We start from the raw sequence: 17,457 nt of genomic DNA on the forward strand, positions 1-17,457 counted from the left end.
GACACAGTGACAGCGACGACCGACACGCCCAGCCTCGCGGAGTTGCAGCAGCGGGCGGCCGAGCGAGCGGCGGCGCGGGCCGGCGGCACCGACCGGCTGCGTGGCCACATCGTCTGCGACGGCCTGGTGCGCATCTTCAAGACCGACGGCATCGAGGTCGTGGCACTCCAGGGGCTCGACCTGGTGGTCGACCGCGGCGAGCTGCTGGCGATCGTGGGCGCCTCCGGATCGGGCAAGTCGACGCTCCTCAACATCCTCTCCGGCCTCGACGTGCCGACCGCGGGCATCGCCCGGGTGGCCGGCGTCGACCTGCTCACGATGTCGGCGAAGCGCCGCCTGCGCTACCGGCGGCACATGGTGGGCTTCGTCTGGCAGCAGACCGCCCGCAACCTGCTCCCGTACCTCACCGCCAAGGAAAACGTCGAGCTGCCGATGCGCCTGGCCCGGCGCCGGGCCGGCACGCGCGCCCAGGAGCTTCTGGAGATGGTCGGCGTAGCGCACTGCGCCGACCGGCGGCCGGCCCAGATGAGTGGTGGCGAGCAGCAGCGTTGTGCGGTCGCCGTGGCGGTCGCCAACGACCCGGAGGTGCTCTTCGCCGACGAGCCCACCGGCGAGCTCGACGAGGCCACCGCGGGCGAGGTCTTCGGCGCGCTACGCACGATCAACGCGGAGCTCGGCGTCACGATCGTGGTCGTCACCCACGACCCGCAGGTCGCGTCCCAGGTCCGCCGCACGGTCGCGATCCGCGACGGCCGGACGGCATCGGAGGTGCGCCGCTCGGCACGGGTCGCCGACGACGGGTCGCACGAGCTGGTGACCGAGGAGTACGCGCTGCTCGACCGCGCCGGCCGCATGCAGCTGCCGGCCGCCTTCGTCGACTCGCTCGCGCTGCGCGAACGGGTCAAGCTCAACCTCGAACCCGACCACGTCGAGGTCCGCCGCGGGGATGGTGGGGAGAAATGATCGTCCAGGTGGAGGGCGTCAGCCGTGACTTCGGCAGCGGCGGGCGGGTGGTGCACGCGGTGCGCGACGTGAGCTTCGCGGCCGGCGAGGGCGAGCTGGTGGCGATCCGGGGCCGCTCCGGCGCCGGCAAGACCACGCTGCTCAACCTCATCGGCGGGCTCGACCGCCCCACCGCCGGCACGGTGTGCGTGGCCGGGCACGACGTCACCGCCGCTGGCGAGGCGGAGCTGCTGTCATTGCGGCGCGGCACGATCGGGTTCGTCTTCCAGTCGTTCGGCCTGATCCCGATCTTGTCGGCCGCGGAAAACGTCGGCGTGCCGTTGCGGCTGGCCAAGGTGCCGCCGGCCGAGCGCGAGCAGCGGGTGGCGATGCTGCTGGAGATGGTGGGGCTGGGCGCGCACGCGGCGCAGCGGCCGTACGAGCTGTCCGGTGGCCAACAGCAGCGCGTGGCGGTCGCGCGGGCGCTGGCCAACGATCCTCAGCTGCTCATCGCCGACGAGCCGACCGGCCAGCTCGACTCCGAGACCGGACGGTCCATTATGGACCTGCTCCGGGCCCTGGTGCGGGCGCGCGGCATGACCGCCCTCGTGGCCACCCACGACGCCAGCCTCATCGACATGGCCGACCGCGTGCTCATGCTCCGCGACGGCGCTCTGGCCAGCCCGGATCCCGCATTGACGTAGTTCGCGTTCCCACACAGTCGAAGGGCGGGACACCTTACGGGTGTCCCGCCCTTCGCACAAAGGCTCGACTGGAGAGCGGTCCGTCAGTCTCCCTGACGCTGCTGGGGAATCTGCCCCTGCAACAGAGCACGAACCTCAGACTCGCGGTAACGCCGGTGGCCACCCAGAGTCCGGATCGCACTGAGCTTTCCCGCCTTCGCCCACCGGGTCACAGTCTTCGGGTCAACACGGAACATCGACGCCACCTCGGCCGGCGTGAGTAGCGGCTCTGGTTCGTGCGTTCGCGATGCCATCGGTCACTCCTCCACATACCTATAGACATCGGCCGGGGTCCCGCCGGCCGACGCGTCTCCCATGGTCCGGCTAGTCCCCGATGTCCGACATGGGCCGAACGGCCTAACGTCCTTGGATGGACGGATGAGCAATGACCGATTTATGGTGATTTTATACGCCAGAAACCGTCTTTTTTGGACCCTGTGTCACGCTTCGTGATTAGCCAATTACGTGCTTTTGGGCCACTGGGAGCGCGCCCAGTGTACCGAAATCGGCCTTAATTGCACCGTTCCAGTAACTGGACCGCGCGCCACCGAGACACCAGCTTCTCGTACGCCTCGGTCGCCGCGTCGGCGTCTCCACGGGACAGCCCGGCGAGCCCGGCGGCGACCAGTTTGGGCGAATCGTCGTCTTCTAGGACGTCGTCCGACAGCAAGTCGACAAGACCGCCGTAATCGAGCTCCACGACCGATCGGGGGTGGAACTCTTCCAACCACCGCGCCCCCTCTTCGACCGCCTCGGTGATCGGCGCGTCGCCCACCGACTTGCGGAGCACCGAGACGCCCCGGTGGGCCCGCCGCCGCGCCTTGGAGATCTCCGTGCGGTAGCGCAGCGCCCGCCGGCCGCGCCGGGTGACGAGCTCGCGCTCGTCGGCGTCGACGAAGACGAACCACCGCAGCGGCACACCCCACGTCGCGATCTGCTCGTGCACGCGGGGCACACCGTGCTCGAGCACCCGGGCGCCGCTGCGCCAGTCTTCGACGATCGCCTTCGCCTGGCCCGCCAGAATCGGCGGCACGAACGCGTCGGCGAGCACCGAGGGCACCCCGTCACGGGCGCTCAGGGCCGCCTCAGCGACGCGCACGCGCAGGTTCCAGGGACAGACCAGCAGAGTGTCGTCGGCCTCCAACACGTACGCCTCGTCGGGCAGGTCGGGCAGGCGGGTCCAGCCAGCGCCGAGCGCCTCCAGCACGGCGGTGCGCTGGCGGCCGGGGCCCTCGATCGGCGCCACCGCACGGCCCTCCCGCACGTACCGCCGCCAGAACATCTGGCGGTCGCGGTCGAAGGCGGTCAACGGCTCATAGACCCGCAAATACGAAGCGAACAGCGACGGCACGGCGCGATCCTCCCACGAAAAAGTACGCCGACAACGTCGGCGTCACCAATGAACCTTCTTCAACCGGACAGAGCGGCGAGTGCGCCCAACCTTTGGCTTGACAACGACGGAGGGCGAGTGGGGTCGAAGAAGGTTCGTTTCTGGCGGTACGCGAGGGGCCGGTGCGTCGCACTAGGCTCGGAATCGAGCCGGCAACACCCCGCCGGCCGTTGGAGTCGCCGCGCCCCAAAAGGGTGCACCACGACCTACCGGAGGCAGCCCATGCACGTGTTCACCAGCACAGAGAGCCAGGACGCCACCCCGCACGAGCAGGTCGTCTTCTGCCAGGACCAGCAGACCGGCCTGAAAGCGATCATCGGCATCTACTCGACCGCGCTCGGCCCGGCGCTCGGTGGCACCCGCTTCTACCCGTACGCGAGCGAAGAAGACGCCCTCCGCGACGTGCTCGACCTCTCCCGCGGCATGGCGTACAAGAACGCGCTCGCCGGCCTCGACCACGGCGGCGGCAAGGCGGTCATCTGGGGCGACCCGGAGCGCGTCAAGACCGAGCCGCTCCTGCGGGCGTACGGGCGCTTCGTGCAGTCGCTGGGCGGCCGCTACTACACCGCCTGCGACGTCGGCACTTACGTGGCCGACATGGACGTCGTGGCCCGCGAGACCCGCTACGTGACCGGCCGCAGCCGCGAGCACGGCGGCGCCGGCGACTCCTCGATCCTCACCGCCTTCGGCGTCTTCCAGGGCATGCGTGCGGCCGCCGAGCACACTTGGGGCGCGCCGACGCTCGCCGGGCGCCGCGTCGGCGTGGCCGGCCTGGGCAAGGTGGGCAAGGTATTGGTGCGCCATCTGCTCGACGACGGTGCCAAGGTCGTCGCCACCGACGTCAACGAGTCGGCCGTCGAGTTCGTCCGCCGGTCGCACCCACAGGTCGACATCGTCGCGAACACGACCGAGCTGATCACCTCCGACATCGACGTGTACGCGCCCTGCGCGCTCGGCGGCGCGCTCGACGACGACACGGTGCCGATCCTGCGTGCCAAGGTGGTCGCCGGTGGGGCCAACAACCAGCTCGCCCACCCCGGCATCGAAAAGCTGCTCGCCGACCGCGGCGTGCTCTACGCACCGGACTACGTGGTCAACGCGGGCGGCGTGATCCAGGTCGCGGACGAGATCGAGGGCTTCAACTTCGAGCGGGCGAAGCTGCGCGCCACCCGGATCTACGAGACCACGAGGGACATCCTCCGGCTCGCCGACGCCGACGGAGTGCCACCGGCCGTGGCCGCCGATCACCTGGCTGAGCGGCGCATGGCCGAGGTTGGGCGGCTCCGTTCCATCCATCTCGGCTAACGGGCGGTGTCGGTCATGACCGGATCCGCAAAACGACCCTTACCCACCCCAGAGGCCGGATCCGGACGATCTCGCGCGACGCGCGGGGGTGGCGCGGGTAACCCGAGGTGCCGAACCGTGGCATCCCCATGTACCGTAAGAGCCACGAGAGATGCCTGACGTCATCGGGGCCCGCCTTCGGGCTGCCCCGAATTCTGTGCGAGGGGGTCGAGCCATGGGGCGCGGCCGTGCTAAGGCCAAGCAGACAAAGGTGGCCCGGGAGTTGAAGTACCACTCCCCGAACACCGACCTCGCCGCCTTGCAGCGAGAGCTCTCCGGCAGCGGCAAGTCGGACCACGTCATCGACGACGACTACAAGGAGTACGTCGACGATGACGAGGACGACGACGCAGACGACCCGGACGACTGGGCGCCCCGCGCCCACTGACCGGTAGTCACACTTGAGCACGCGGTGACAGCCCGCGTGCTCATGCGTGCCCGCGCCACGTCACCCGCCTAACACGATCAGGGCGCCCCGTTCTCGTCGGAGCGCCCTGATCCCGGGGTCAGTTCGTCAACGGGGACGGTTGTTCCAGTTGTAGAACGTGGGGATGTTCTCGAAGTGGTTCCAGGCGCAGACCGCGCCGGAGTCCGTGGGGGTGGCCTCGGCGCGCTGCCGGCGGGCCTCTTCCGCCTCGGTCAGCAGCGCGGTCAGCCCGGCCCGGGCGTCGTGCACCCGCTGAGCCACCGGATCGAGAGCACCGTCATGGGGCCGGTGGCTCGTGGTCTCGGGCATGGTCCAACACTCCCTCTAGTAGATGGATCTTGCTGTTGCGGCAGTGATCGGTCTCCGTACCGTCGAAACGCCCATGCTCGAAGTAGCGGTTGGCGGCGTGCGCGCCGCCACAGAAGCCGAAGTACGGACAGGTGGCCCGGCACGCCTCCACCCCGGCGAGAAACTCGGCTACCCACGGCGTGCCCGCGGCCGCGCCCGCGATGATGTCGGGCAGCGGGCTGGAGAGCACGTTGCCGCTGGTGAAGTCCGCGTACCGGGGATCGGTGAAGCCCGCCAGCTCGGGAGAGAGCAGGACCACCGAGCCGTCGTACCCGATGGTGGGTATCGGGTCGAGCTGCCGTGGCAGCACCTCGTCGGCCGTGCCGTCGAGCACCGCGGCGGCGTACCGCAGCGACCACTCCACCTCGCGCACGTGGATGCGCGGGTCGTGGCGCCACGCGGCGACGAGCTCGGACCAGAAGCCGGCGACCGCCGCCGGGTCGCGCGCGTTGGAACGGGCGTTGACGCCCTCCAACTCCTCGATGTTGATGCCGAGGACATCGCAGCCGAGGTCGAGGAAGTACTGGTACAGCTCCGTGGCGAGCCCCGGCTCCGGGCGCGCCACGACGCAGAGGGCCGAGAAGCCGATGCCGTGCCGGCGAAGCGCCTCGATGCCGCCCATGATGCGGTCGTAGGAGGGGCGTCCGCCGCGGGTGACCCGCTCGGCGTTGCGCTCGCGGGGGCCGTCGACGCTCACGCTGACCCGGATCTCGTGCGCCGCGAAGAACTCGCACCACCGGTCGTCGACGAGCGTGGCGTTGGTCTGCACGTGGTGCTCGACCGCGCGATCGAAGGGTGCCAGCAGCTCGGCGAAGCGCTCCCGCCCGGTCGCGAGCGGCTCACCGCCGTGCCACACCACCGAAAACCGGCCGTCGACGGCCCACTCGTTGACCGCGCCGGCGACCGCGGCCGCCACCTCCGCCGGCATCTTGCGGTCGTCGGCCCGAAAGGGCAGGTAGCAGTACGCGCAGTCGAGGTTGCACAGCGTCGTGGGCTGCATGACGACATAGGTCGGTACGGGGGCGATGCCACGCATGCCGCTGAACGCCTGCCGCTGGCCCGCCACCGTGCAACTCCTCCGCCGCCGCCCCGTCGATCTAGAATATATCCGCGCCGATGAATCCACCCGCGCCGATTTTTCCAGATCAGCGGCGGGTTACTAGCCGCGCGTGTGCTGGCCGATCATCTGCACCATGCCCGTGCCCTCGATGATTTCACCGGCCTGCCAGGCGGCGATGCCACGGCCGGCGAGGAAGGCGAGCGCCCGGTCGGCGTCATCGGCCGACACGATCGCGAACATGCCGACGCCCATGTTGAACGTCGACTCCATCTCCGGGTCGTCGATCCGGCCCTTGGCCTGCACCAGCTCGAAGATGGGCTGGGGCTTCCAGGTGGAGCGGTTGACCACCGCGTCGACGTGCTCGGGCAGGATGCGCACGAGGTTGCCGGGGATGCCGCCACCGGTCACGTGCGCGAGCGCCCGCACCTCGCACTCCTCGATCAGCTTGAGGCAGTCGCGCGCGTAGATCTTGGTCGGCGTGAGCAGCTCTTCGCCGAGGGTGCGCTGGCGGCCGAAGTCGTCCACCACCGTGTCGAGGCGCATCCGGCCGGCGCCGAGCAGCACGTGCCGCACGAGCGAGAAGCCGTTGGAGTGCAGGCCGGAGGAGCCCATGGCGATCACGACGTCGCCGACCTCGACCCGCTCGCGGCTGAGGATGTCGCTCTCTTCGACCACGCCCACGCCGGTGGCGGACAGGTCGTACTCGTCCGGGCGCAACACACCGGGGTGCTCGGCCGTCTCGCCGCCGAGCAGCGCGCAGCCCGCGTACCGGCAGCCGTCGGCGATGCCCGCGCCGATCTCCGCGACCTTGTCGGGCACGACCTCGCCGCAGGCGATGTAGTCAAGCAGGAACAGCGGCTCCGCACCGCACGCCACGAGGTCGTCGACCACCATCGCGACGAGGTCGATGCCGACCGTGTCGTGGATGTCGAGCTGCTGCGCGATCACCAGCTTGGTGCCCACGCCGTCGGTGGACGAGGCGAGGATCGGGTTCTTGTACTTTTTGACGTCGAGCCGGAACAGCCCCGCGAAGCCACCGAGATCGCCCATGACCTCCGGCCGCAGTGTCCGATGCACCTTGGACTTCAGCAGCTCGACAGCCCGCTCACCGGCGTGGATCGACACTCCGGCGTCCGCGTACGTCACGGTGCGCTTGCGGCCGGAACGGCTCGTCCCCGCACTCCACGGCTGGCGGCTGCTTCCGGCGCCGTTGCTGCCCGCGCTGCTGCTGCGCTCGGTCACGTGCGTCACGGTTCTCCCCTTTGTGCATTCGCGGCGGGCCGCGTCGGGTAGCGGTCGAGGATCTCTCGACGAACTAGCTACGGGCGGTGCAGCGCGTCCCCGCCGCCGGGACTGGCGACGAGTGGATGTGCGCCAGGCGCGGAGCGGTCGGCTCCGGCCTCGTGGTCATGCGGCGCCCCCGCGGTGCCGCTATCGGCGACGACGCGCTTGTCGACGCCCTCTAGCACGTGTTTGCCGATCAGGTTGCCGGCGGGCAGCTCGATCGGGTACTCGCCATCGAAGCAGGCGCGGCACAGTCGCGTCTTCGGCTGCTCGGTGGCGGCGATGAGGCCGGCGAGCGACACGTAGCCGAGCGTGTCGGCGCCGATCGAGCGGCGGATGCCCTCGATATCCAGGCCATTGGCAAGCAACTCGGCCCGGGTGGCGAAGTCGATGCCGTAGAAGCACGGCCAGGTGACCGGTGGGGAGGAGATGCGCACGTGCACCTCCAGGGCGCCGGCCTCGCGCAACATCCGCACGATCGCCCGCTGGGTGTTGCCGCGGACGATCGAGTCGTCGACGACCACCAGCCGCTTGCCGCGGACGTTTTCCCGGAGCGGATTGAGCTTGAGCCGGATGCCGAGCTGGCGAAGGGTCTGCGACGGCTGGATGAAGGTGCGCCCGACGTACGGGTTTTTCATCAAGCCGGCGCCGTAGGTGATGCCGGAGCCCTCCGCGTAGCCGATAGCGGCGGGCGTGCCCGACTCCGGCACCGGGATCACCAGGTCGGCCTCGACCGGGTGCTCCTTGGCGAGCTGCCGGCCGACCTGCACGCGTGCGGCGTGGATATTGCGGCCGGCGATCGTGGTGTCCGGACGGGCGATGTAGACGTACTCGAAGAGGCAGCCCTTGGGCTCGGGCGCGGCGAAGCGAGCCGACCGCAGGCCATGCTCGTCGACGGCGATCAGCTCTCCGGGCTCCACCTCGCGCACGACGCTGGCCCCGACGATGTCCAGCGCGGCGGTCTCGCTGGCGACCACCCAGCCACGCTCCAGCCGGCCCAGCACCAGCGGACGCACGCCGTGTGCGTCGCGTGCCGCGTACAGCGTGGTCTCATCCATGAAGACGAAGCTGAACGCGCCGCGGAGGGTGGGCAGGACCTCCAGCGCCGCCGCCTCGACAGAGAGGTCGGGACGGCTGGCGAGCAGCATCGTGACGAGCGCGGTGTCCGACGTGGCGCCGTCAGAGCCGAGACCGCGGGTCGTCGCCTCGCGGGCGAGCTGAGCGGTGTTGACAAGGTTGCCATTGTGCGCGAGCGCGATGGTGGTGCCGGCCGGCGTCGCGCGGATCGTCGGCTGTGCGTTTTCCCACGTCGAGCCGCCGGTCGTGGAGTAGCGGGCGTGCCCGATCGCGAGGTGGCCGCGGAGGCTGGCGAGCGTCGGCTCGTCGAAGACCTGGGCAACGAGGCCGAGATCCTTGTAGACCACCACGCCGGAGCCGTCGCTGACCGCGATGCCCGCGGCCTCCTGGCCACGGTGCTGCAACGCGTACAGACCGAAATAGGTGAGCTTTGCCACCTCTTCCCCCGGCGCCCAGACACCGAACACGCCGCAAGCATCTTGCGGGCCGGGCCGTTGGGGGTCGAGGTCGTGGCTCAACCGGCCGTCGCCTCGGGGCACCTGCCGCTCCTCAGTGCTGATCCGGGACTTCCTGTCGCCACAGTGTACGCGAGGCGAGGCCGATAACAGAGAGCCACCTTTCGGCTTCCTCTCGTTACCGAGGTCGTTAAATTACTACGGTGTTACATAGGTATGTAGGCTGATATGTCGGCCCGGTTGCCGCTAGCACTGATGCGCCCCTGCGTAACCGCCTCGTCCCACGCCATCCGACCCGTGGCTAAACGGACCCAAGTGACCGGATCCATCTCGACGACATTCGGCGGTGTACCCCGGGTGTGTCGTGGACCCTCACCCACCTGTACCGCACCGTATGGTGGGACGCGCACTTCCACCGACCGTCCCGGCGCGCGGCGCGCGAGGGCGGAGAGGAGCTCCCGGACGGCGTCGCGCAGCATCGACCGGTCGGGCGTCTGGCCCGCGTCGAGCGCCGCCAAGACCGCTTCCAACACGACGGACTTATTGTGCGCAGGGGACACGTCGGGACGATACGACCCTGGGATTCGCCACATCGTCCCGCCCCTGGGTCGCGCCGGTACCCCCAAACAAGGCATAGTGGCCGACGGTGTACTTGTCACGGGCTGGTTGCTGCGCTGCGGCGGCCGTGAGCGGGATGACAGAGACGGAAGGGCGGTGGACGTGACTACGCACCGACGAGCCTGGATGCTTCGCGCCGGTGTGGTCGGGGCGCTGGTTGTCGGCGCTGCCGTCGCCTTCCCCACAGCCGCGATGGCCGCGCCAAACATCACCAACACCTCTGCGTCGCCAAGTTCGGTGGAGGCCGGCCAGAGCACGCAGATCAGGTACACACTCGACTTCGAGGACAACGACAACACCCGGGCCGACATCACCGTCAGCTCCAACAACGGAAAGCTGAGCTGCACCGACGGCTGCTCTCTGGGCAATGTGACCCGAGACCAGGACGGTCAGCAGAAGACCGCCACCTTCCGCGTCACCGGCAACCTCACCCAAAACGAGCAGGCGACGGTCACGATCCAAGCCAACGGTGGCGGTCTGGGTGGCGGAAACCAGCAGGCGACCGTGCGAGTCACACTCGTCGCCAAGCAGGTGGAGCAGTCGGTCAAGCAGGTGTCTGGCAAGGTCAAGGACACGACCACCGGCGACGGCATCGAAGACGTCATCGTCGCGCTGCTCGACTCGCAGGGCCACAATTGCAGCACAAATACGACCAGCACGGGTAACTACCGGTTCACGTCCTGCGACGGCAAGCCCATCGCGGTCGGCGAGCTGCTCATCGGCGTCTCGCACCCGGATTACCAAAAGCCCGACCCGGAGGCCAAGCGGGTCAACGGCAGCGCCGGCCAGTCCCTGACCGTCCAGTTCGCTCTGACGTCGGCCAAGGCCGCCGCGACGCCGACCGCCAGCGCCTCGGTCCCGCCGCCGACCGAAGAGGCGGCGGCGAGCGAAGAGGCGACTCCGGAGGCTTCCGGCATCGCCGCCGACAACGCGTCCAACGAGGACTCCGGCGGCATGGGCTCGTGGCTCCTCATCATCGTCGGTGGCCTTCTCGTCGCCCTCGGTGTCGGCGCGATCGTGCTCCTCGTCGTGCGTCGCAAGCAGGACAACGGCGACCCCGGCATCGACGACGACCAGCCGGTGCGTCCGGGCGGCCGCACGCCGGTTCCCGGTGCGGCCGGCGTCTACCATCCCGCCAACGACGCGACCCGCATCGCGGGCGCCGGTGCGGGCGCGGCACCGACCATGGTGGGCCGCCCCTCGATCTCCGACGCGCCGACGATGCTCCAGAGCCCGGTGCCGGCGGCCGACGAGTTCCCCGATCCCTACGGAGCGCCGCTGCCCCCGCAGAGCCCGAGCTACAACGGCCAGGCTGGCTACGGCCCCGGCGTCGCGGGCGCCACGAGCGTGTACGGCGCGGCGTCCGGCCCGGCCAACGGCTATGGCGGTCCCCAGCCCGGCGGCCCCAACGGCGCCGGCGCGTACGGCCGGCCCCCGGCCGGCGCCGGGGAGTACGGCCGTCCGACCAGTGGTAGCGGCTACGGCCCCGGTCCGACCAGTGGTAGCGGCTATGGCCCCGGTCCGACCAGCGGTAGCGGCTACGGCGGGCCCAACGGCGCGCCGGCCGGCCCCGACTACGGACGCCCGACGAGCGGCGGCGGCTACGGTCCGCCGGCCGGGCAGGGCGGCTACGAGCGCGGCGGCGCCAACGGCTACGGCGGCCCGGCCGCTCCGGGCGGATACGGCAGCCCGGCAGCACCAGCCGGCCCGTACGCGGGCGGCGGACGCGGTGGCGAGGACGGCTACGGCGGCGGGCGCGACTACCGCGAGCCTCCAGGCGGCGGCTACGGCGCCCCCGGCGGTGCCGCTGGATACGGCGGCGCTAGCGACCGCTACGACGAGCCCACCGGCCGGTGGGACGGCAGCAACGGCGCCGGGCCGAGTGGCGGCTACGGCCAGCCTCAGCCCCCGGCGTACGAGTCCGGTCCCTACGGCGGCGGTGGCGGTGGCTACCGGGCCGAGCCCGAGCCCGACCGCGGTGCTGGCTACGGCCCTGTGCCCAGCGGCGGTGGCTACGACCAGGGTGCCGGCTACGGCCCCGCGGACGGTGGCTACGGCCGGCCGGCCGGCGGTGGTGGCGGTTACGAGCAGGGTGGCGGCTACGGCGGCCAGCCCGGCGCCGGTTACGGCGGCAACGGCTATGACCAGCAGCCCGGCTACGACCCGCGCGGTGGCTACGACCAGGTGCCGCAGCAGCGGGGCGGTGGCTACGACCCGCGCGGTGCCGACCCGCGTGGCGCCGGCTACGACGACCAGGGTGGCTACTACGACGAGCAGGCCGGCCCGCGCGCCGGCCGGGGTGGGCCGCAGCAGCCGGCCGGCCGGGGCGAGCGCCGCTCGCTCGACTGGCTCGACGACTGATCGGATACCGAGCCCGACAAGTGGCCGCGCCCGTTTCGGGCGCGGCCACTTCACTTTTCCAGCACGCCTCCGCGGGCGACCACTCGGCCGGCCTTGAGCACGAGGTCGCGAACCGGGTGGACGACCACCGCCTCCGCGGGCGTACGGGCGTCGACGACCACGAGGTCCGCCGGCGCGCCGATCGCCAGCCCGTACGCGGGGATGCCGAGCAACCGCGCGCCGCCGTACGTGGCGGCGGTCAGCGCGATCTCGATGTCTTCGTCGCGGCGAAACATGCTCCGGTACGCCACGTGCATCGCGCGCTCCAGCATGTCACCGCTGCCGTACGGGCCCCACAGGTCGCGGACGCCGTCGTGTCCACAGGCGACGGTGACGCCGGCCGAGAGCAGCTTCTTGATCGGCGGCACCGGAAAGTCGTACACCGCCGCGGTCACCACGGCCACACCCGCCTCGGCCAGCCGGCCGGCGATCCGCTCCTGGGTGGCGCCGTCGGCTTGGCCCAGCGCGTACGCGTGGCTGACCGTCACCCGCCCGTCGAGCCCGGCCGCCTTGGTGCGCTCGGCGATCAGCTCCAGCTGCCAGATGCCGAGCGTGCCGCCGTCGTGCAGGTGGATGTCGACGCCCGCGCCGTACCGTTCGGCGAACCCGAAGACGATGTCCAGGTGCCGCACCGGGTCGCGGTCGAAGCCGGCCGGGTCCAGCCCGCCGATCGTGCCAACGCCCGCCGCGAGCGCCCGCTCCAGCACCGCCTCGGTGCCCGGGTTGGCGAGGATGCCGTACTGCGGGAACGCCACCTGCTCGACCGTGACCCGCCCGGCGAGCCGCGCGGCCGCGGCGTTGACAGCCTCCACACCGGACAGCCCGAGCGCCGGGTCGATGTCGGTGTGGCTGCGCACGTACGAGGTGCCGGCCGCGATCATCCGCACCAGGAGTGCGGTGATCCGGTCGACGTCCGGCACACCCAGCTCGCCACGGCGGCCGCGTTCGGTGGCGATCCGGTCGGCCAGCGCGTCGCCGGCGGTATGCGGCACCCAGTCGCCGCCGAAGAGCGTCTTGTCGAGGTGGCAGTGCGCCTCGACGAGGCCGGGCAGGACCAACCGCTCGGACACGTCGACCACCTCGGCGCCGGGCGGCGGCGGCAGGTCCGGCTCGATCGCGGCGATCGCGCCGTCGCGCACCAGGATGTCGGCCGCGGTCGGACTCCGCCAGGGACGGCCGCCGCGCAGCACCAAGTCGCTCATCACGACATCCTGCCGGATCACGAGCTTCAGCAGGGTTTCACGCAGCGGCGAAGACGCCCTTGTCGAGCACCGGCACCACGTCTGAGACGCCGACCTCGATCGCGATCGCGACGTCTTCGGCGAAGCCGGACTCGGCCAGCTCGCGGCCGGAGGCGCAGCCCTGGATCGCCGCGGGCACGTCCGGCACGCCGGTCAGGGCGGCCAGTGCCACCGCCGCCTCCACTGACAGCCCGCCGGGTGCGTTGGCCAACCCGTCGAGCACCGAGGCCGCTCCGAGCAGGTCCTCCACGCCGGGGCGGAGCGTGCTGTCCGGCCACCGTTCACCGGCGGCGACGACGCCGATCGGGGCGCGCGACGTGCCGTACCCCTGGGAAAGGAGCCAGCGTGCGACGGCGGGTGCGTTGCGGACGCAGCCGGCGACGACTGGAAGGCCGGTGGCGCTCGCGGCGGCGGAGATGGCCGAGCCGTTCGGCGAGGGCAGCACCAGGTCGGGCACGACCGGCGCGGACCTGAGCGACGCCGGCGACAGCGACCAGGGGCGCTCCCGGCTCACCTTGCGCCGCCCGACGGCCGCGATCGCGCCGATCCGGCGGGCGAAGTCGTCGGCCTGCGCGCCCCACGGAAACGGGTGCACCCGCATGCCGCGCCCGACCGCGACGTCGACCGACGTGGTGAACGACAGCACGTCGACGACCACCAGCGCCGCGCACACCCGGCCCAGCTCGGACGCTCCGGCGAGACCCCAGTCGAAGCGAACCCCGGCACCGGGCTGCGCGAATACCGGCTCAGCCACCGAAGATGCGCGGCAGGGTCGCGGTGTGCGCTTCGCGCAGCTCGTCGAGCCCGATCGTGAACTGGTCGCGGACCTCGAGCTGGCCGCCGCTCTCGTCGGTCACGCCAAGCGCGGTCCACGGGACGCCGTGCTCGGTGCAGAGCGCCGTGAACGCCTTCTCGTGGCCGTGCGGCACCGACACCATGGCCCGGCCGGCCGACTCGCTGAAGAGGAAGACGAACGGCATCGAGCCGCCGGTGAACTCGTCGGGCAGCTTGACCCGGGCGCCGACGCCGTGGCGCAGGCAGGCCTCCACCAGCACCTGCGCGAGGCCGCCGTCGGACAGGTCGTGGGCGGCGGTGAGGTGGCCGACCCGGGCGGCCTCGGCGAGCAGGCCGGCGAGCGCCTTCTCCCGGCCCAAGTCGACCCGCGGGGGCACGCCGCCGAGGTGCTCGTGGGTGACCCAGGCCCACTCGGAGCCGGAGAGCTCGACGCTCGTCTCGCCGAGCAGGAAGATGATGTCGCCTTCGGGGTTGGCCGGCTTGGGAAAGCCCATCGGCACCCGCTGTGCGACGTCGTCGAGCACGCCGAGCACGCCCACGACCGGGGTCGGGTGGATCGCCGCCGCGCCGGTCTGGTTGTAGAAGCTCACGTTGCCGCCGGTCACCGGGATGCCCAGCTCGGCGCAGCCGTCGGCGAGGCCGCGCACCGCCTCGGCGAACTGCCACATCACCGCCGGGTCTTCGGGCGAGCCGAAGTTGAGGCAGTTGGTGACCGCGAGCGGCGTGGCACCGGTGACGGCGACGTTGCGGTACGACTCGGCGAGCGCCAGCTTTGCCCCGGTGTACGGGTCGAGCCGCGCGTATCGCCCGTTGCCGTCGACGGAGAGGGCCACGCCGAGGCCCGAGCGCTCGTCGATGCGGATCACACCGGCGTCTTCCGGCTGGGCGAGCACAGTGTTGCCGAGCACGTACCGGTCGTACTGCTCGGTCACCCAGGTCTTGTCGCAGAGGTTGGGCGAGGCGATCATGTGCAGCACGGTCTCCCGCACCGCGTCCGGTGTGGACGGTCGGGGCAGCGTCTCGGCGCGGTCGGCCTGGAGCAGGATCAGGTCGGCGGGCTCGCGCATCGGCCGGGCGTACACCGGGCCGTCGTCGGCGAGCGACCCTGGCGGAACGTCGACGACCGTGTGCCCCTGCCAGGTGATCGTGACGCGGCCGGGCAGCCCGTCGGGACCGGGCGGGGTGACCTCGCCGATCGCGGTGGCCAGCACGCCCCACCGGGCGGCGGTCTTGAGCACGGCCTCGAGCTGGTCGGGCTCGACGATCAGGAGCATGCGCTCCTGCGACTCGCTGGCGAGGATCTCGTGCGGCGCCATCGACGGCTCGCGGAGCGGCACCTTGTCGAGCTCGACCGTCATGCCGGTGCCGGCCGCCGCGGCGGTCTCGGTGAGCGCGCAGGTCAGGCCGGCCCCGCCGAGATCCTGGATGCCGACGACGCGGCGGTCGTCGTAGAGCTCCAGGCACGCCTCGATCAGGAGCTTTTCCATGAACGGGTCGCCGACCTGCACGGACGGGCGGCGCTGCTCGCTCTCGCTGTCGAACGTCGCGCTGGCGAGCACCGACACGCCGCCGATGCCGTCGCGGCCGGTCTTGGCGCCCATCAGCACCACGATGTTGCCGGCGCCGGCGGCGGCCTTGTTTTGCAGGCGGTCGACCGGCAGCACGCCGATGCACAGCGCGTTGACCAGCGGGTTGCCCTGGTAGCAGGGGTCGAAGACGACCTCGCCGCCGATGTTGGGCAGGCCGAGGCTGTTGCCGTATCCACCAATGCCGCCGACGACGCCGGGCAGCACGCGGGCGGTGTCTTCGTGGTCGGCGGCGCCGAAGCGCAGCGGGTCCATGACCGCGACCGGCCGCGCGCCCATCGCCAAGATGTCGCGGACGATGCCGCCGACGCCGGTGGCGGCTCCCTGGTACGGCTCGACGTAGCTCGGGTGGTTGTGCGACTCGACCTTGAACGTCACCGCGAGGTCGTCGGAGATCTGGATGACGCCCGCGTTTTCCCCGATGCCGGCGAGCAGCTTGTCGCTCGGCGGCGCTTTCTCACCGAACTGGCGCAGGTGCACCTTGCTCGACTTGTAGGAGCAGTGCTCGCTCCACATGATCGAGTACATCGCGAGCTCGGACTGGGTGGGCCGGCGGCCGAGCACCTCGCGGATCCGCTGGTACTCGTCGTCGCGCAGGCCCAGCTCGGCGTACGGCTGGAGCTCCTCAGGCGTCGCGGCGGCGCGCTTGACTGTGTCAGGCCCCCCGTCGAACTCACCTACGACGATGTCCGCTGACTCGGACTGGGTGGTCATGACGCTCCCTGGTCCGCCGGGGCGCCGGCGAGGAACTTCAGCATCGACGTGAAGAAGCCGAGGCCGTCGGTGGAAGGGCCGGTGAGGGCGTCCACCGCGTGCTCGGGGTGGGGCATGATGCCGACAACGTTGCCAGCGGCATTGCTGATCGCGGCGATGTCGCGCTGCGCGCCGTTGGGGTTGCCGCCGATGTACCTCGCGACGACCTGCCCATTGGCCTCGAGCTCGTCGAGAGTGCGCTCGTCGGCGACGTAGCGGCCCTCGCCGTGCTTGATCGGGATGACGACTTCCTGGCTGTCGGTGAACGCGTTGGTCCACACCGGCTGCACGGCCTCGATCCGCAGCCGCTGGTCGCGGGCGCGGAAGTGCATGTGCTGGTTGCGGATCAGGGCGCCGGGCAGGATGTGCGCCTCGCAGAGGATCTGGAAGCCGTTGCAGATGCCGAGCACCGGCAGGCCGTCGCGGACCGCGTCGGCGATCGTCTCCATCACCGGGGCGAAGCGGGCGATGGCGCCGCCGCGCAGGTAGTCACCGTAGGAGAAGCCGCCGGGCAGGACCACCGCGTCGACGCCGTGCAGGTCGGGGTCGGCGTGCCACAGGCCCACGGCGTCAGCGCCGGCGAGCCGCACCGCCCGGGCCGCGTCGCCGTCGTCGAGCGAGCCTGGGAACGTGACCACGCCTACCCGCGTGCTCATGCCGGCGCCTCGGCGGGCTCGGACTCCTGCGAGTCGCTCTCGGTCTCGACCGAGCCGTCGACGTGCAACGTGAAGTCTTCGATCACCGGATTGGCCAGCAGCTTGTCGGCGATCTCACGAGCCCGGTCGAGGTCGGGCTCGCCGGCGAACTCGATCTCGATGCGCCGGCCGATCCGCACGGAGGTGACGTCGTCGACACCGAGCCGGGGCAGCGCGCTGGCGACCGCCTGGCCCTGCGGATCGAGGATCTCCGGCTTGAGCATGACGTCGACAACGACGCGAGCCACTGGACACTCCTGACTTGTGTACGCAGATTTTGCCGCTATCGGCCGCTGGGC

General features: G+C 71.1%; 17 protein-coding genes. 5 read left to right on the top strand and 12 right to left on the bottom strand.

Annotation, left to right across the window (positions count from 1 at the left end; genetic code table 11):
* Window positions 1-6: 6 nt before the first annotated feature.
* Both AC5L36_RS00555 and AC5L36_RS00560 read left to right on the top strand, forming a co-directional pair.
* Entirely contained in the window at window positions 7-963 is a 957-nt protein-coding gene (locus AC5L36_RS00555; protein WP_441216169.1) for an ABC transporter ATP-binding protein, read from the top strand.
* Window positions 960-1,646: an ABC transporter ATP-binding protein gene (locus AC5L36_RS00560; RefSeq protein WP_441216168.1), complete on the top strand. Its 687-nt coding sequence runs from the start codon at window positions 960-962 to the stop codon at window positions 1,644-1,646. The genes AC5L36_RS00555 and AC5L36_RS00560 overlap by 4 nt, the downstream gene beginning before the upstream one ends.
* A gap of 83 nt (window positions 1,647-1,729) precedes the next feature.
* Here AC5L36_RS00560 and AC5L36_RS00565 read toward each other — a convergent pair whose 3' ends face one another.
* Entirely contained in the window at window positions 1,730-1,939 is a 210-nt protein-coding gene (locus AC5L36_RS00565; protein ID WP_007073996.1) for a BldC family transcriptional regulator, read from the bottom strand.
* A gap of 257 nt (window positions 1,940-2,196) precedes the next feature.
* Complete coding sequence (locus AC5L36_RS00570) at window positions 2,197-3,036, bottom strand: DUF8083 family protein (protein WP_441216167.1); 840 nt, start codon at window positions 3,034-3,036, stop codon at window positions 2,197-2,199.
* Between the two features lie 261 nt (window positions 3,037-3,297).
* On the opposite strand from AC5L36_RS00570, the gene AC5L36_RS00575 reads away from it, so the two are divergent.
* Together AC5L36_RS00575 and AC5L36_RS00580 are read left to right on the top strand one after the other, a co-directional pair.
* On the top strand, window positions 3,298-4,380 hold the full coding sequence (locus tag AC5L36_RS00575; RefSeq protein WP_441216166.1) for a Leu/Phe/Val dehydrogenase: 1,083 nt from the start codon (window positions 3,298-3,300) through the stop codon (window positions 4,378-4,380).
* A 214-nt stretch (window positions 4,381-4,594) separates the two neighbouring features.
* Window positions 4,595-4,807 (top strand): DUF3073 domain-containing protein, encoded by a 213-nt coding sequence (locus AC5L36_RS00580; protein ID WP_441216165.1) that lies wholly within the window; start codon window positions 4,595-4,597, stop codon window positions 4,805-4,807.
* Window positions 4,808-4,933: 126 nt separating this feature from the next.
* Here the strand turns inward: AC5L36_RS00580 and amcA are convergent, their stop codons facing one another.
* The 5 genes from amcA to AC5L36_RS00605 all read right to left on the bottom strand — a co-directional run bounded on the left by amcA (window position 4,934) and on the right by AC5L36_RS00605 (window position 9,549).
* Window positions 4,934-5,155: a multiple cyclophane-containing RiPP AmcA gene (gene amcA, locus AC5L36_RS00585; protein WP_441216164.1), complete on the bottom strand. Its 222-nt coding sequence runs from the start codon at window positions 5,153-5,155 to the stop codon at window positions 4,934-4,936.
* Window positions 5,124-6,230: a cyclophane-forming radical SAM peptide maturase AmcB gene (gene amcB, locus AC5L36_RS00590; protein WP_441216337.1), complete on the bottom strand. Its 1,107-nt coding sequence runs from the start codon at window positions 6,228-6,230 to the stop codon at window positions 5,124-5,126. Before amcB ends, amcA begins: the two co-directional genes overlap by 32 nt.
* Window positions 6,231-6,353: 123 nt before the next feature.
* Window positions 6,354-7,505: a phosphoribosylformylglycinamidine cyclo-ligase gene (gene purM, locus AC5L36_RS00595; RefSeq protein WP_441216163.1), complete on the bottom strand. Its 1,152-nt coding sequence runs from the start codon at window positions 7,503-7,505 to the stop codon at window positions 6,354-6,356.
* A gap of 68 nt (window positions 7,506-7,573) precedes the next feature.
* Window positions 7,574-9,154 (bottom strand): amidophosphoribosyltransferase, encoded by a 1,581-nt coding sequence (gene purF, locus AC5L36_RS00600; protein ID WP_441216162.1) that lies wholly within the window; start codon window positions 9,152-9,154, stop codon window positions 7,574-7,576.
* Between the two features lie 122 nt (window positions 9,155-9,276).
* The gene (locus AC5L36_RS00605) at window positions 9,277-9,549 is read right to left on the bottom strand and encodes a sterol carrier family protein (RefSeq protein WP_441216335.1); all 273 of its coding nucleotides are present in this window, start codon (window positions 9,547-9,549) and stop codon (window positions 9,277-9,279) included.
* 265 nt (window positions 9,550-9,814) lie between these two features.
* Here AC5L36_RS00605 and AC5L36_RS00610 point away from each other — a divergent pair, with 265 nt between their 5' ends.
* Complete coding sequence (locus AC5L36_RS00610) at window positions 9,815-12,049, top strand: carboxypeptidase regulatory-like domain-containing protein (RefSeq protein WP_441216161.1); 2,235 nt, start codon at window positions 9,815-9,817, stop codon at window positions 12,047-12,049.
* 50 nt (window positions 12,050-12,099) lie between these two features.
* On the opposite strand, the gene AC5L36_RS00615 is transcribed toward AC5L36_RS00610, so the two are convergent.
* The 5 genes from AC5L36_RS00615 to purS are packed head-to-tail and all read right to left on the bottom strand — an operon-like array spanning window position 12,100 to window position 17,406.
* Window positions 12,100-13,290, bottom strand: coding sequence for an amidohydrolase (locus AC5L36_RS00615; RefSeq protein WP_441216160.1), 1,191 nt, complete (start codon window positions 13,288-13,290; stop codon window positions 12,100-12,102).
* 37 nt (window positions 13,291-13,327) lie between these two features.
* Complete coding sequence (locus tag AC5L36_RS00620) at window positions 13,328-14,083, bottom strand: 2-phosphosulfolactate phosphatase (protein WP_441216159.1); 756 nt, start codon at window positions 14,081-14,083, stop codon at window positions 13,328-13,330.
* A complete protein-coding gene (gene purL, locus AC5L36_RS00625) occupies window positions 14,076-16,424 on the bottom strand; it encodes a phosphoribosylformylglycinamidine synthase subunit PurL (protein ID WP_441216158.1) in 2,349 nt (782 codons plus the stop codon). Before purL ends, AC5L36_RS00620 begins: the two co-directional genes overlap by 8 nt.
* The gene (gene purQ / locus AC5L36_RS00630; RefSeq protein WP_441216157.1) at window positions 16,421-17,119 is read right to left on the bottom strand and encodes a phosphoribosylformylglycinamidine synthase subunit PurQ; all 699 of its coding nucleotides are present in this window, start codon (window positions 17,117-17,119) and stop codon (window positions 16,421-16,423) included. Before purQ ends, purL begins: the two co-directional genes overlap by 4 nt.
* Window positions 17,116-17,406, bottom strand: coding sequence for a phosphoribosylformylglycinamidine synthase subunit PurS (gene purS, locus AC5L36_RS00635; RefSeq protein ID WP_441216156.1), 291 nt, complete (start codon window positions 17,404-17,406; stop codon window positions 17,116-17,118). Before purS ends, purQ begins: the two co-directional genes overlap by 4 nt.
* Window positions 17,407-17,457 lie beyond the last annotated feature (51 nt).

This window comes from Phytohabitans sp. LZ39 (genome assembly GCF_059359075.1).